The sequence below is a fragment of the Nocardia sp. NPDC005825 genome, assembly GCF_040630175.1.
Classification (GTDB): Bacteria; Actinomycetota; Actinomycetes; order Mycobacteriales; family Mycobacteriaceae; genus Nocardia.
In genome coordinates this window covers 558485-573910 of the sequence record NZ_JBEXXC010000004.1, presented here as the reverse complement: position 1 = coordinate 573910, position 15426 = coordinate 558485, and the positions used below count along the sequence as shown (strand labels likewise).

11 protein-coding genes are annotated in these 15426 nt (G+C 69.6%); 9 read left to right on the top strand and 2 right to left on the bottom strand.

What is annotated here, in order from left to right:
* Nucleotides 1-47 precede the first annotated feature (47 nt).
* On the top strand, nt 48-875 hold the full coding sequence (locus ABZ382_RS14895; protein WP_357088542.1) for a hypothetical protein: 828 nt from the start codon (nt 48-50) through the stop codon (nt 873-875).
* 24 nt (nt 876-899) lie between these two features.
* Here the strand turns inward: ABZ382_RS14895 and ABZ382_RS14890 are convergent, their stop codons facing one another.
* Nucleotides 900-2366: a CCA tRNA nucleotidyltransferase gene (locus ABZ382_RS14890; RefSeq protein WP_357088539.1), complete on the bottom strand. Its 1467-nt coding sequence runs from the start codon at nt 2364-2366 to the stop codon at nt 900-902.
* Between the two features lie 173 nt (nt 2367-2539).
* Here ABZ382_RS14890 and ABZ382_RS14885 point away from each other — a divergent pair, with 173 nt between their 5' ends.
* The 8 genes from ABZ382_RS14885 (at nt 2540) to ABZ382_RS14850 (ending at nt 14575) form a co-directional block, all read left to right on the top strand.
* Nucleotides 2540-3094 (top strand): NUDIX hydrolase, encoded by a 555-nt coding sequence (locus ABZ382_RS14885; RefSeq protein WP_357088536.1) that lies wholly within the window; start codon nt 2540-2542, stop codon nt 3092-3094.
* A complete protein-coding gene (locus tag ABZ382_RS14880; RefSeq protein ID WP_357088534.1) occupies nt 3091-5631 on the top strand; it encodes a DUF6049 family protein in 2541 nt (846 codons plus the stop codon). Before ABZ382_RS14885 ends, ABZ382_RS14880 begins: the two co-directional genes overlap by 4 nt.
* Before the next feature lie 314 nt (nt 5632-5945).
* On the top strand, nt 5946-10004 hold the full coding sequence (locus ABZ382_RS14875) for a lipid II flippase MurJ (protein ID WP_357088531.1): 4059 nt from the start codon (nt 5946-5948) through the stop codon (nt 10002-10004).
* 182 nt (nt 10005-10186) lie between these two features.
* The gene (gene sigM, locus ABZ382_RS14870; protein WP_357088528.1) at nt 10187-10744 is read left to right on the top strand and encodes an RNA polymerase sigma factor SigM; all 558 of its coding nucleotides are present in this window, start codon (nt 10187-10189) and stop codon (nt 10742-10744) included.
* Between the two features lie 141 nt (nt 10745-10885).
* Nucleotides 10886-11680 (top strand): hypothetical protein, encoded by a 795-nt coding sequence (locus ABZ382_RS14865; RefSeq protein WP_357088526.1) that lies wholly within the window; start codon nt 10886-10888, stop codon nt 11678-11680.
* A 129-nt stretch (nt 11681-11809) separates the two neighbouring features.
* Nucleotides 11810-12793 (top strand): thioredoxin-disulfide reductase, encoded by a 984-nt coding sequence (trxB, locus tag ABZ382_RS14860; protein WP_357088523.1) that lies wholly within the window; start codon nt 11810-11812, stop codon nt 12791-12793.
* Between the two features lie 11 nt (nt 12794-12804).
* The gene (gene trxA, locus ABZ382_RS14855; protein ID WP_357088521.1) at nt 12805-13140 is read left to right on the top strand and encodes a thioredoxin; all 336 of its coding nucleotides are present in this window, start codon (nt 12805-12807) and stop codon (nt 13138-13140) included.
* A gap of 238 nt (nt 13141-13378) precedes the next feature.
* Nucleotides 13379-14575 carry an N-acetylmuramoyl-L-alanine amidase gene (locus ABZ382_RS14850; RefSeq protein ID WP_357088519.1) on the top strand — a complete coding sequence of 399 codons (1197 nt, stop codon included), beginning with the start codon at nt 13379-13381 and terminating at the stop codon, nt 14573-14575.
* An 81-nt stretch (nt 14576-14656) separates the two neighbouring features.
* Here the strand turns inward: ABZ382_RS14850 and ABZ382_RS14845 are convergent, their stop codons facing one another.
* Nucleotides 14657-15376 (bottom strand): GNAT family N-acetyltransferase, encoded by a 720-nt coding sequence (locus ABZ382_RS14845; protein WP_357088516.1) that lies wholly within the window; start codon nt 15374-15376, stop codon nt 14657-14659.
* Nucleotides 15377-15426 lie beyond the last annotated feature (50 nt).

The window sequence follows — 15426 nt, the reverse complement described above, 5'->3', positions numbered from 1 at the left end:
GTCACGTTAGCGTTCGCCGGTACGCGGCCAGTACGCTCGAAGCAATCATGGCCACGTATTTCGATCCGAAGGCCTGGTCACCCCTGCGCGCGGTGGACCTGGGCATGGACCTCGGAAGACGCTTGTTCGACCAGGTCTGGGTGGAGCAGTGGACGAGCTTCACCAGCGCCTGGCTCGAACCGGCCGCCGACTTCGGGTCCGGCACCGTCACCGCGCTGATGCCCGACGTCCTCATGACCCTGCTGTCCGAAGGCATCCTCAGCCAGTTCGGCGGCCAGGAGGTCAGCGCCACCCTGCTCGGCAGCGATATGCGGGCCACCCTGCACACGCTCAAGGTGCGGCGGCGCGGGGCGCACTTCCAGGCCAAGACCGTGCTCACCGGACTGCTCTGGAACACCCACCCGATCGAGGAACTGACCGTCATCGCCCACGGGCTGCGGCTCATCCCCGGCGTCCCCACCAAGGTCCGCACCTCACAGCTCGACCTCACCGGCGTGATAACCCTTGCGGCACTGCTGGAATGGATCAACAGCTGGCAGCCCGACTGGGAACTGGAACCCGCCGACGACGGGCTGATCCTGGCCCGGCACCGGCGGCGCCGGATCCGGGCGCTGGCCTCCGCCGAGGTCATCGACAACGTCCTGTCGATCACCGTGCACCGGGCGCACTGGCGAAAAGTCCGCGCGCCCAAGCGATTCACCACGCTCAACCCGATTCCGCTGACCGGGCTGCCCAGTCAGGCCCGGATCAGCCGGGCCGAACTGGTCGGCTCGCACGTGTTCTTCCGCATCGACCTACCGGGCATCACCGGCTCGTTCGATCTCGCGCAGATCCGATCGGCCATCGTCGCTGGGACGACGCTGATCATCTTCTGACGCAACGCCTTACCGCTGGGACCGCTACTTCTGCGTCGGCCACCATTCGAGCAGCGCCGCCTCGGCTTCATCGCGGGTCATCGGACCGCGGTCCAGGCGCAGTTCCTTCAGGAAGCGCCACGCCCTGCCGACATCCGGGCCCGGCTTCAGATCCAGCAGCTCCATGATCGCGTTGCCGTCCAGGTCCGGCCGCACCCGCGCCAGATCCTCCTGCTCGGCCAGCGCCGCGATGCGCGTCTCCAGGCCGTCGTAGGTCGAACGCAGCGCGGCGGCCCGGCGCTTGTTGCGGGTGGTGCAGTCGGCGCGGACCAGCTTGTGCAGGCGGGGGAGCAGGTCGCCGCCGTCGGTCACGTAGCGGCGCACCGCCGAATCGGTCCACTGGCCCTTGCCGTAACCGTGGAAACGCAGGTGCAGGTACACCAGCCGCGCCACGTCCTCGGTGAACTGCTTGGGATACTTCAAGGCGCGCAGGCGCTTTCGCACCATCTTCGCGCCCACCACCTCGTGATGGTGGAAGCTGACGCCGCCACCGGGCTCATTGCGCTTGGTCGGCGGCTTGCCGATGTCGTGCAGCAGGGCCGCCCAGCGCAACACCAGGTCCGGATCGCCGTCCTCCTGGTCGATCGCCTGGCGCAGCACGGTCAGCGAATGCTGGTAGACGTCCTTGTGCTGGTGATGCTCGTCGATCTCCAGCTGCATGGCCGGAACCTCGGGCAGCACCCGCTCGGCCAGACCGGTCTCGACCATGATGTCGATACCGTCTGTCGGGTACTCGCCGCCGATCAGCTTGTCCAGCTCGGTGCGCACCCGCTCGGCGGTGATGCGGTCGATCTCGGGAGCCATCTCCACGATCGCCGCCCGCACCCGCGGGGCCAGCTCGAAACCCAGCTGTGCGACGAAACGCGCGCCGCGCAGCATGCGCAGCGGATCGTCGGCGAACGAATCCTGTGGCAGCGCAGGCGTATCCAGGACACCGGCCAGCAACGCCTCGACACCGCCCAGCGGGTCCACGAACTCCAGCTCGCCCAGCGAGCCGATCCGCACCGCCATGGCGTTCACCGTGAAGTCCCGGCGCACCAGATCACCCTCGAGCGTGTCGCCGAAAGTGACCTCCGGATTGCGGGAGACCCGATCGTAGGCGTCGCTGCGGAACGTGGTGATCTCCAGCTGCTGGCCGTCCTTGGCCGCGCTCACCGTGCCGAAGGCCAGGCCGCCGGTATCCCACAGGTTGTCGGCCCAGCCGCGCATCAACTCCTGCACGACTTCGGGGCGGGCGTCGGTGGTGAAATCCAGATCGGTGCCGAGCCGGCCCAGCACCGCGTCGCGGACGCTGCCACCGACCAGATACAGGTGATGGCCGTGCGCGGCGAACAGTTCGCCGAGGGGAGTCAGAACATCCGAGAGCGTGCCGAGGGTTATCGCTGCCGCCGCCAGCAAACGAGTACGGCGATCCTCGACAGCAGCTACTTCCTCGGACTTCGGCGAAACCACGAAGACGCAGCTTAGTCGCACGTGGGCGCAATCCCCGAATAGTGTCCCGCGACCCGGTACGGGCATCCGGCGTGCCGCGTCACGACCGGTGTCTACCTGCTATGAGAGCTCTGTATATATAGGAGCCACCGCGCTGGGGCGGGCAGAGCCGCCCTCCCCTATAGACTGACGCAGTGTCCCCGGCCGATCGTGCGAACAGTCGACGCCGCCAGCCCCGGCGGCGTGGTTCGGCCGGTAATGCGGCGAAAGCTACCGGCGCGGCGAAACCGCGCATGCGCACCGTCCGCGAGACCTCCGCGGGCGGACTCGTGGTGGACGGCCTCGACGGCCCCAGCGAGAAGCGCTGCGCCGCCCTCATCGGGCGCACCGACCGGCGCGGACGCCTGCTCTGGTCCCTGCCCAAGGGACACATCGAAGAGGGCGAGACCTCCGAGCAGACCGCCATCCGGGAAGTCCAGGAGGAGACCGGCATCCACGGCACCGTGGTCGCCGAACTCGGCAGCATCGACTACTGGTTCGTCACCGAGGGCCGGCGGGTACACAAGACCGTGCACCATTACCTGATGCGCTCACTGGGCGGTGAGCTCTCCGACGCCGACGTCGAGGTCACCAAGGTGGCCTGGGTTCCCTTGAGCGAACTGGACTCCCGGCTCGCCTACGCTGACGAACGCAGGCTGGCCGAGGTCGCCAACCGACTGATCGACCGGATGGAGAACGGCAGACAATGACGCGTGCGGGATCGCGGCGCACGCTGCTGTCACTCGTCGCGGTAATGCTGGCGGTGCTCACGTCACTGGGAATCGGCCCGGGAATCGGCACGCCCATTGCCGCCGCCGAGCCCACCGGCAGCGGTAGCGGACAGACCAGTGGACCCAAATTCCTGAAGCTGTCACTGGATTCGGTGACACCGACCGCCATCACGGCCGCCAGCGACCCCTACTTCGTGGTGTCGGGCACCGTGACCAATATCGGCGACCGGCCCGTCGACGACGTCAGCGTGCGCATCCAGCGCGGCGCGGCCGTCACCAACCCCAGCGCGCTGCGCACCACGCTGCGCCTGGACCAGGCCAGTTACGACGTCGCCGGTGAATTCCAGGACGTCGCAGACCAATTGACCGCCGGACAGCGCAAGCAGTTCAGCGTCACCGTCGCCCTGCACTCCGGAACCGAGCTGCCCAGCGGCATCTCGTCGCTGAACATCGACGCGCCCGGCGTCTACCCGCTGCTGCTCAATGTGAACGGGCAACCCGCCTACGGCGGCCAGGCGCGCCTCGACGACGCCCGCTTCCTGCTGCCCGTGCTCGGCGTGCCCGGCGCCGCCGACCCCAAACACGCGCCCGGGCAGCCCGCCCCGTCCGTCGTCGACGCCCCGCCGGTCGCCACCACCCTGCTCTGGCCGCTGGCCGACCGGCCCCGCCTGGTCGCCGGGCAGCCGGGCGCACCCGACGCGCAGGCCCTGCTCACCGACGACGACCTCGCGGCCTCACTGGCCCAGGGCGGGCGACTCGACCAGCTGCTCTCGGCTCTGGAGAGCATCGTCAAACCCGACAGCGCCCGCGATCGCAGCCTGATCAACGCGGTCTGCCTGGCCGTCGACCCGGACCTGCTGATCACCGTGTCCGACATGACCAGGGACTACCGGGTGCTGGCCAGCCCCTCCGACCCCGAAGGACCCACCCGGGCCGGCAGCGGCGGCCGGGCCGCCAAGGCATGGCTGGAACGACTGCGCACGCTCGCGCCCGGAATGTGCGTGACCGCACTGCCGTTCGCGCAGGTCGACCCGAACGCGCTGGCCGCCGCCGGGGACGTCACGCTCGCCGACCGCGCGCTCAACGCGCCCGCCGACCTCGTCGACTCCGTGCTCGGCGTGAAATCGGTGCGCGGCGTGGCCATTCCGGACGCGGGCACCGTCGACAACGAGGGCGCCGCGCTCTTCGCGCACCACGGCTTCACCACCACCGTGCTCGCCGACAACGCGGTCGCACCGGCCGACGGCCGCTCCAACCTGCTGACCGCCAAGACGCCGCCCGCGACCCCCGCGGCGCCCGGCGGCACACCCGAACCCGGCGCCCCCGACATGGTCACCCTGGCCGACGTCAGCCCGCCGCCCGCCGGCGGCACCACCACGCAGCCCGCACCCGCCGCCCCGCACGCCGCCACCTTCGACATCTGGGCCGCCACCGCGCTCGCCGCCATCGGATCCAACCCGCCCACCCCGCCCTTCACCCCGGACAAGGCCCGCTACGACGTCACCGTCGACTCGCGTGCCGCCCGGTTGCAGGACGCGCTCGGGGCCGTCTCCTGGACCGCGCTCAACCCGCAGCCCGGCCGCCCGCGCTCCGCGCTGCTGGTGCCGCCGCAGCAGTGGGGGGCCAACCGGGATGAGGCCTCCTCCGTTCTCGCCCTGCTGGACCTGCAGCTGCGCAACAACCTCGCCACCCCGCGACCGCTCACCGAACTGCTCGCGCAACAGCCCGATCCGCAGCCCTACACACTCGACTATCTGGAACAGGCCGCCGACGACGCGGTCCCCGCGCACTACGCCGAACCCGTACACCAGCAGGGCCAGCGCATCACCGAACTGATGAGCGCGCTGGTGGACGTGCCGCAGCAGGAACTCAGCCCGCGCGCCTTCCTCACCCCGCTGCGCGACGACCTGATCCGGGTGCTGTCGCTGACCGACCGCCGGTCCGGGGGCGCCGCCGCCGACACCAATGCCCAGCGGCGGCTGGACCAGACCACCAAAACCATGGACAACCTGTACGGATCGGTGACCGTGCTGCCGCCCGGCGGCGTCTACACCCTCGCCTCCGAACAGAGCCCCCTGCTGCTGGTCGCCCGCAACGACCTGCCGGTGGCCATCCGGGTGCGCTTCAAGATCAACGCACCAGCCGAGACGAACATCACCGATATCGGCGAACAGCAGCTGCCCGCCAAGGGAAACCGGTCCTTCCAGATCCCGACCGAGGTCTCCGACAGCCGAAACCTGGCCATTCCGATCGGACTCAGCACACCGGACGGCGTGCCGCTCGGCAACGCGGTCTCGGTATCGGTGCGATCCAACGCCTACGGTCAGGTGTTGGCAATAATTACGGCGAGCGCCTGTGCACTCCTGCTCCTGCTGGTCGGTCGCCGGCTCTGGCACCGCTTCCGCGGACAGTCCGATCCGGCCGACGAGGAGGGGTTCGACGGCGGCGCCGCCCACGGTCCCGAGCAGGACGGCCACGGGCGCAAGCAGGACATGAAACGACAGGAGGCACGGTGAGCGAGTACGGCGGGCCACGCTCATCCGGCCGACCGGAGGACTCATCGGGCCGGGCCGCGGGCCACCCCGGACATCACGAAGGACCGGGCGGGCGGCAGGACGGGCCCGACGGGCCGCCGCAGGCGCGCCGCGCCCCCTCGGCGCCGTGGGAACGCGGCGGGCCCCGCCCCGGACCGCGCGGACCGCAGGGCCCCGCCTCCGGAGCACAGCGGGCGATTCCCGGTAATCCGCAGGGCAATCCGAACCGCCCCTATCCGGGTCAACCGACCGGTCCTCAAAGACACGTCCCCGCACCCGGCGAATCCGGGCCCATCATGCGACGACCGCAGCAGGGCCGCCCCGAACCCGCCGCCGGACACGTCCCGCCCGAAGAGCGCTACCACTGGGGACACCCCGGCGCCGCGGGCAACCGCGCGCCCGGAACCGGGCCCACCTCGATGCCGCCGGGCTCCCAGCGCTACCCGACACCCCCGATGTCGAATCCGCGCCCGATGGCCGCACCGCGCCCCGGACCGCCGACCGGGCCACAGCGGCACGCCGATTCGGGCCGGCAGGCCGTGGTCACCGCACCGCGCGCCGAGGAGAAGCCGGACAACTCCAACGCCAAACTCGTGCGCGACACCGGCTCGCTCGCGCTGGCGACGCTGATCAGCCGCATCACCGGATTCGCGAAACAGGCGCTGCTGCTGACCGTGCTCGGCCCGGCCATCGCCAGTGCCTTCACCATCGCCAGCTCGATCCCCAACATGATCTCCGAGCTGCTGCTCGGCGCGGTGCTCACCGCCATCGTGGTGCCCACCCTGGTCCGCGCCGAACGCGAGGACGCCGACGGGGGAGCGGCCTTCGTCCGGCGGCTGTTCACCACCGCGCTCACCGTGCTCGGCACCGGAACCGTCATCGCGCTGATCCTGACCCCGGTGCTCACCGAGCACGTCTTCCTGTCCAGCGACAGCAAGGTCAACTCCGCGCTCACCACCGCGCTGACCTTCATGCTCGTGCCCGCCGTGCTGCTGTACGGCATGTCGGCGCTGCTCATGGCGATCCTGAACACCCACCAGGTGTTCAAACCCGGCGCCTGGGCGCCCGTGCTCAACAACTGCGTCGCCCTGGTCGTGCTCGGGCTCTACGCCCTGCTCCCCGGCGAGCTGACGCTGAACCCGGTCCGGATGGGCGAACCCAAACTGCTGCTGCTCGGCATCGGCACCACCGTCGGCGTCGCCGTCCAGGTCGCCACCCTGCTGCCCGCCATCCGCCGCGAAGGCATCGACCTGCGGCCGCTGTGGGGCCTCGACGCCCGGCTCAAGCAGTTCGGCGGCATGGCCGCGGCCATCATCCTGTACGTGCTGATCAGCCAGATCGGCTTCAGCTTCACCCTGCGCGTGGCCTCGCACGCCGACGTCGCGGGCCCGACCATCTACCAGAACGCGTGGCTGCTGCTGCAGCTGCCGTGGGGCGTGCTCGGCGTGACCCTGCTGACCGCGATCATGCCGCGACTCAGCCGCAACGCCGCCGCCGACGACACACCGGCCGTGGTCGACGATCTGAGCGCGGCCACCCGGCTCACCATGATCGCGCTGGTGCCGATCGTCACCTTCCTGACCTTCGCCGGCACCCAGATCGGTGAGGCCATCTACGGATACGGCCGCTTCGGCGGCGACGCGGCCCGCCTCGGCGAAGCCGTGTCCTGGTCCGCGTTCAACCTGATCCCGTACGCGCTGGTGCTGATCCACCTGCGCGTCTTCTACGCCCGCGAACAGGCGTGGACGCCCACCTGGATCATCCTCGGCATCACCAGCGTCCAGATCACGCTGTCGGCGCTGGCGCCGGTGTTCTTCTCGCCCGAACACGTGGTCATCGCGCTCGGCGTGGCCCGCGGCCTCGGCTTCGTGACCGGCGCGATGATCGGCGGCTGGCTGCTGCACCGCAGCCTCGGCGATCTGCGCATGGCCAATGTCGGCCAGACCATCACGCGCGTCGTGCTCGCCTCGCTGGCCGGCGGCGCGGTGCTGCTCATCGTCGACAAGGTGCTGGGCCTGCACCGGCTCTCGGACTCCTTCGGCGGCTTCGGCTCACTCATCCGGGTCGGCATCACCGCCATCGTCATGTTCGGCGTGGCCTTCGGGCTGATGCGCCTGCTCGGCATCCCCGAGATCGTGGCCATCACCGTCGCCGTGTCGCGGCGGCTCGGCTTCACGCCGCCCGCCCCGGATCTGGACCTCGACGGCACCCCGCTCGAGGACCTCCACGAGACCACCCTGCTGCCCAAACCGGACCTGCGCGCCGCGCCGTACTACTACCGCTTCGATCCGTACCTCGACGCGCAGACCATGGTCCTTCCGGTCATCCGACCGGATGCGGTTGAACTCACCGAGAAGGTGGAGTTCCCGTACCCTGTTCGGCAGGCAAACGCAACTGCCCAAACCGGCCTGCCCGCGGACAGCTCCCGCGGCGCGCCGGACGTCGCCCGGAACCCCGACGGCGGCTTCCGCACTACTCCGGAGGCCGCAGCGGCGGGTCCGGCGCCGACACATCGGTCTTCGACATATGAGGGCGAAGGAGGAACGAGGGTGAGCGACGACGCGGCGGGCGGTGTCCCGGCCGCCGAATCCGCACAGGCCGCGGGCGGCGGGCTCTCCACGGACACCCCTCCGGCCGGCGAGGCCGGCGGAAAGCCCGGGGTCAGAGCCGAATCCGCGGACCGCAAGAGCGGTTCCGGCGGACCGGAGGAACTACCGGAGGATCGGGACCACGCAGGTCCCGAAACCGGTGTCTACGAGGCCATCTCGCCGCAGATGCCGCCCATGCGGGTGGAATCGCCGACCAAGCGGATTCAGCGCGGCCCCAAGCTGACCCCCGGCGCCTCCGTGGCGGGCGGCCGCTACCGGCTGCTGGCCGGGCACGGCGGCGCGCGCGGCCTGCGGTTCTGGCAGGCCCTGGACGTGAAGCTCGACCGCGAGGTGGCCCTCACCTTCGTCGACGCCGACCAGGAGGCCACCGAGAACTCCGGGCACGACGGACCGCAGGCCATCCTGTCCCGCACCCTGCGCCTGGGCCGGATCAACTCACCCGGCCTGGCCCGCGTCCTGGACGTGGTGCGCGGCTCCTCCGGCGGCATCGTGGTGGCCGAATGGACGCCCGGCCGCTCGCTCAAGGAGATGGCCGACACCGTGCCGTCCCCGATCGGCGCGGCCCGCGCCATCCGGGCGCTGGCTGCCGCGGCCGAGATGGCGCACCGCGGCGGCGGCTCACTGTCCATCGACCACCCCGACCGGGTGCGGATCAGTGCCTCCGGCGACGCCGTGCTGGCCTTCCCCGGCACCCTGTCCGACTCCGACGCGCAGTCCGATGTGCGCGGGCTCGGCGCCATGCTCTACGCGCTCATCACCGCGCACTGGCCCATCCGCCCCGGCGGCATCTCCGGCACCGCGATCACCGTCGGCGGACTGCCGCTGGCCGATTTCGGGCCCGACGGAACCCCGGTGGAGCCCCGCAATATTCGGCCCGAGGTGCCCTTCGAGATCTCCGCGGTCGCGGTGCGCTCGCTGGAGTCCAACAAGGGCGTCCGCACCGCCGCCACCGTCCAGCACGTGCTGGAGCAGGCGTCGGTGGTGGACCAGAAGACCGACTTCATCCCCGTGCTCCGGCTCGGGCAGAAGCCGCCCAGCGCACCCGACGAGACCCTCGCCGATCCGGAACTGCTCGCCGCCGAGAAGGAACGCTCGCAGCGGATGATGTGGATCCTGGTCGGGCTCGGCGTGCTGGCGGCGCTCGTGGTCGGCGTCATCATCTGGTGGCTGCTGAGCGTGTTCGCGCCCGGCTCCTCCAACGCGCCGCTCAACGAACAGCGCAATATCGGCCTCACCACCTCGGCGACGCCGCCGCCCAGCCCGGGCGCGGCCACCCAGACGCCGGTCGGCGCGCCGCCCGTCGGCGGTGTGCCGGTGCCGGTCACCGGCGCGACGGTGTTCTCCCCGGAGGGCACCCCGGACAATATGGGCAGCGTCGGGGCCGTGCTGGACAACAACCCCACCACCACCTGGCGCAGCGACGCCTACTTCCAGCAGTTCCCGGCCCTCAAGAAGGGCGTGGGCGTGCTCACCACCCTCGGCAGCCCGTCCAAGCTGACCAAGGTGAGCATCGAATCGCCTTCGCCCGGAACGCAGGTCGAGATCCGCACCTCGCCGACCGCCTCGCCGACTCTCGACCAGACCCAGCTGGTCGGGTCGGCGGTGCTCGGGGAGGGCACGACCGAGATCCCGGTGCGGGCCGACCAGCCCGCCCGGTACGTGCTCCTGTGGATCACCCAGCTCGCGAACAACGGTGGCCAGTTCCAGTCGGCCATCGCCGAAATCCGCTTCGAAGCAAGTGTCTGAAGGGCCCCTCCGACGTCCTGAGCGCTGACCGCACCCGGTCGCGTGATACGAACCAAACGCCCGCTACCTGCGCATTCTCGCGCGATTCACCGCTGCTGAATCGTTGTCCCCGATATGATCTTGGAACTCTCGGCATGGGGAGTTCGCCGCTCTGAGGGGATGCATTGTCGTCACCGAACGCAGTGTCAGCATCGAGGACAGAGTCACCGTCGAACGCGAGCGATCGCGAACTATTGGCCGCGCACGCCGCAGGCGCACCGCACGCCTTCGCCGAACTGTTCCGCCGCCATCGCGACCACCTCTATCAAACCGCGCTACGCGCCTCCTACAGTCCCGAGGACGCCGCCGACTCGCTCCAGGACGCCCTGCTGTCCGCGCATCGCGGCGCGGCCGGATTCCGCGGCGACGCCGAGGTCCGCAGCTGGATGCACCGCATCGTGGTCAACGCCTGCCTGGACCGCATCCGCCGCAACAAACTGCGCCGCACCGAACCGCTGTCCGAGGACACCGCCGACGAGCCCGCCTGTCCGCGAGACGATTTCGCGGCCCTGGAGGCCAGCCTGCTGGTCGACGCGGCGCTGTTCACCCTGCCCGCCGACCAGCGCACCGCACTGGTCGCGGTGGAACTCGAGGGCTACTCCGTCGCGGATGCCGCTGCCCTGCTGGGCATCCCGGAGGGCACGGTCAAGAGCCGCTGCGCCCGCGGCCGCCGGAGGCTCGCTATGAAACTTCGCGAATAGGACGTTTGCACACCGACACAGCCGGGCAATGAACACCTGAATTCCGCTCGAACACCGCACTATTGGGGGAACCTTGTACGGTTCCCGTACGTCCGATACGAAGACAGGTCTGTGATTCCCACTCGACGCCCTGGAGGGGCAATGGAGGAAACCTTCTCCACCGAGCTGCTGGCCGAACTGCACGGTGGCAGCCTGCCGCCGGAGCAGTCCGCACGGCTGTGGCCCGCGGTCCGGCGCGACCCGGAGGCCATGCGCTACATCGACGCCCTCGACGGCGTCGACGACCGGCTCCGCGAACTCGGACGCGACGAGAACATCACCCACCCCATCCCCACCGACGTGGCAGACCGCTTGGAACGCATGATCGACGACCTCGCGGCGGCGGACACCCCCATCCCCACCGCGCCCATGCCGGTCCTCGACCGCTCCATCTTCGCCACCGGCCGCCTCGACCCCCGCGAACTCGAGGAACCGCTCCTCCCGCCGGACCTGGACGAGGACGAGACCGAGCCCGCCGAGTTCACCGAACGCCCGTCCCGCCGCCTGCGCTGGCTCACCGCCGCCGCGGCCGCCGCCGCCCTGGCCGCGGGTGCCGTCGTCGCCGTGGACGCCCTGAGCAGCCGCCCGACCACCCCGGCCGCCCAGCCCACCGCCGACGAACTGGACCCCGCCCTCTCACCCGGCGTCGTCCTGACCGCCATGGGCCGCCACGACATCACCGGCCCCCTGGCCGCGGGCACCGCCCTCACCGACTGCCTACGCGCCGCCGATCTGGACCGCCAGGTCCTCGGCAGCCGCAGCGTCGTGTTCTCCGGCACCCCGGGTGTCCTGGTCCTGCTCCAAGGCCCGAAAGCGCCACAGATCACAGCCGCCGTCCTCGGAACGAATTGCGCGCCCGGCCATCCGCAGGTCCTCGGCCGCACCGATATCGGCTAGGCCGTCCCCGAACCCGCCGCAGCGAGCGGAGGCAATCAAGCCCGGGAATGACAGGCTTTAGGCTGTTGTTGACCGGTTCGCTCATGCTCGAGCGATCGAGATTCTGTACTACAGCTTCGGAGGGCCATCTTGAGCACGCCTGTTCGCGACCTGATCATCGTCGGCTCCGGCCCGGCCGGCTACACCGCCGCGGTGTACGCCGCCCGCGCGGAACTGGAACCGCTGCTGTTCGAGGGCACCCAGTTCGGCGGCGCGCTCATGACCACCACCGAGGTCGAGAACTTCCCCGGCTTCCGCGAGGGCATCATGGGCCCGGACCTGATGGAGGAGATGCGGGAGCAGGCCAAGCGCTTCGGCACCGACATCCGCACCGAGGACGTGGACGCCCTCGACCTGACCGGTCCGGTCAAGAAGGTGACGGTCGGCGGCGAGGTGTACGAGGCGCACGCCGTGATCCTCGCCATGGGTTCGGCGGCCCGCTACCTGAATGTCCCGGGCGAGCAGGAGCTGCTCGGCCGCGGCGTCAGCGCCTGCGCCACCTGTGACGGCTTCTTCTTCAAGGGCCAGGACATCGTGGTGGTCGGCGGCGGCGACTCGGCCATGGAGGAGGCGACCTTCCTCACCAAGTTCGCCAGCTCGGTGACCGTCATCCACCGCCGCGAGGAGTTCCGCGCCTCCCGGATCATGCTGGAGCGGGCCAAGAACAACGACAAGATCCGCTTCATCCTGAACTCGGAAGTCGCTGCGGTGCACGGTGATTCGAGCGTCACCAGCCTGACCCTGCGCGACGCCCGCACCGGTGAGACCTCCGAGCTGGCCGCCACCGGCCTGTTCGTCGCCATCGGCCACGACCCGCGCAGCGAACTGGTGCGCGGCCAGGTCGATCTGGACGACGAGGGCTACGTGCTGGTCCAGGGCCAGAGCACCTACACCTCGGTGCCGGGCGTCTTCGCCGCCGGCGACCTGGTGGACCACACCTACCGACAGGCCATCACCGCCGCCGGCACCGGCTGCCGCGCGGCCATCGACGCCGAGCGCTGGCTCGCCGACCAGGGTGACATCACCAGCAACACCCTCGATCACGCCGGTCAGCCGGTGGAAGTGAACAACTAAGGAGTTTGGCAATGTCCGACGCCAAGACCGGTGCCACCAAGACGGTCACCGACGCCACCTTCGCCGACGAAGTTCTGCTCAGCGAGAAGCCCGTGCTCGTCGACTTCTGGGCGGCCTGGTGCGGCCCGTGCAAGATGGTCGCCCCCGTGCTGGAGGAGATCGCGGCCAACACCGACAAGATCACCATCGCCAAGCTCGACGCCGACAACAACCCGGAGACCTCGAAGCACTACGGGATCCTGTCGTTGCCTACCATGGTCCTGTTCCAAGGGGGCAAGGAAACCAAGCGGATCGTCGGAGCAAAGGGCAAAGCCGCCCTCTTGCGCGAACTCGAAGAAGTTCTTTAGCGACGCTGGATAGAATTTCGGCGCCAGCGGGGGCCTACGTGGTTACACAGGCAAGCGCGGAGAGGCGGAGCGACGCCTTCGGCCCCTGACGCTGGCGCCGGGGTTAGTATCCCTGCACTCGACAGTTGCCGAAATTCGGTCCGGGTCTGAAACAATCGTTCGACGCTCCGGTCGCGCGGTGGTGTGAACCACCGCGCGAATGGGTACCCGGGTTGGCGGAAGGAAAGGGCTCTCACGCATGCACCGACTTCGTCACGGCGATACAGGACCAGCCGTAGCAGAGGTTCGGAGCACCCTGGCAAGCCTCGGGTTCCTGCACACTCATCCCAATAGCGATCCGGCGGGTCTGGACGGGGAGTACTGGAAGGACGCCGACGCCACCTTCGACCATGATCTGGACTCCGCGGTCCGCGCTTTTCAGCAGCACCGCGGTCTCCTGGTCGATGGCGTGGTCGGCCCGGCCACCTACCGTGCGCTGAAGGAGGCCTCGTACCGCCTCGGCGCCCGCACTCTCATCTACCAGCTCTCCGCCCCGCTCTACGGCGACGATGTCGCCACCCTGCAGCGTCGGCTGCAGGATCTCGGCTTCTATGTGGGCCGGGTCGACGGGTACTTCGGCCCGCACACCCACGACGCGCTCACCGCGTTCCAGCGGGAGATCGGGCTCTCCTCGGACGGCATCTGCGGTCCGGACACGCTGCGCTCGCTGGATCTGCTGGGCGCCCGCGTCACCGGCGGCAATCCGCATCGGATCGCCGAGGAAGAAGTGGTGCACCGGGCCGGGCCGCAGCTCACCGGTAAGCGCATCGTCATCGATCCGGGTCTGGGTGGGCCGGACAAGGGTTCGCCGGTGCCGACCGAATTCGGCGACGTCTACGAATCGGAGATCCTCTGGGATCTGGCCAGCCGGCTCGAAGGCCGCATGGCGGCAACGGGTATGGAAACCTTCCTGTCGCGGCCGTGGGGGGCCAACCCCACCGATGCCGAGCGGGCGGAGACCTCCAACACCTTCGACGCCGACCTGATGATCTCGCTGCGCTGCGCCAGCAGTGACAACGATTCCGCCAGCGGCGTGGCCAGCTTCCACTTCGGCAACTCGCACGGCTCGACCTCGATGATCGGTCAGGTGCTGGCCGGGTTCATCCAGCGCGAGATCGTCGCCCGTACCTCGCTGCAGGACTGCCGGACCCACGCCCGCACCTGGGACCTGCTGCGCCTCACCAAGATGCCGACCGTGCAGGTCGACATCGGCTATCTCACCAGTGATTACGACGCGTCGGTGCTGACCAACCCGCGCATGCGCGACGTCATCGCCGAGGCCATCCTGATCTCGGTGAAGCGGCTGTACCTGCTGGGCCAGGACGACCAGCCCACCGGGACTTACACATTCGCCGAACTGCTCGCCGAAGAGTTGGCGGCCGCAGACCGGCTGTAATGTTTCACATGAAACAACCCCGCCTCCCGAACTTCCGGGAGGCGGGGTTTTTCGTTGCGGTGGAACCGGCCGGGGGAGTGGTCAGCGGGTGGAGATGCGGGTCGGCATGGTGAGCGCCGCCGCCGCGAGGAGCTGATCGAGCGCACGCTCGACGTCTTCCTTCCACAGGTGCTCGTGATCCAATTCCAGCCGCAGGCGCGGGAACCGGTGATGCGAGGCGACCACCTTGAAGCCGACGTCCTCCAGGAAGTCCGCCTCGATCATGCAGTTCTCGGGGGAGCACCCCGAGGGCGACGGCGCGGGGGAGCGCAGCGGCGAACCGATCCGCTCGCGCAGCGACATGGAACCCACGGCGGGCATGGAACTGGTCGGCGGATCCTTGCGAATGCCGAACGCCTCGATGGCCCGCACACCGCGACGCACCAGATCGCCCACCACGGCCTGGATCAGCTGCTGACCAACCTGCTCCCCTTGGAACGGGATTTCGGCGCTCAGCGTGGTCAGCAGCACCGCATCCGGGCTCACCGGGGACGTGGGGAACAGACCCGCGCGCGGCACCGCACTCGGTGGCGCGTAGATGGCGCAGCCGGCCGGTTTGTCCTCGACGACGGCGACCTGGCCGCACAACCCCCACTGCAACATGACGGTCGAGAGCCAAGCCTCCTTTTCGAAGACCGGGTCACTGAAGCTATGGGAATCCGCCGCCACCGCCGGATCGATCTCCCAGAACACGCATCGCCGTGCATGCACCGGAAGTTTGTCGAGTCCGCCGAGGGTAAGTGCGGTCACGCTGGTCGACACTGCTCTGCTCAGCCTCCAGCTGTCTGATTCATCCACACTCACGCCGCATC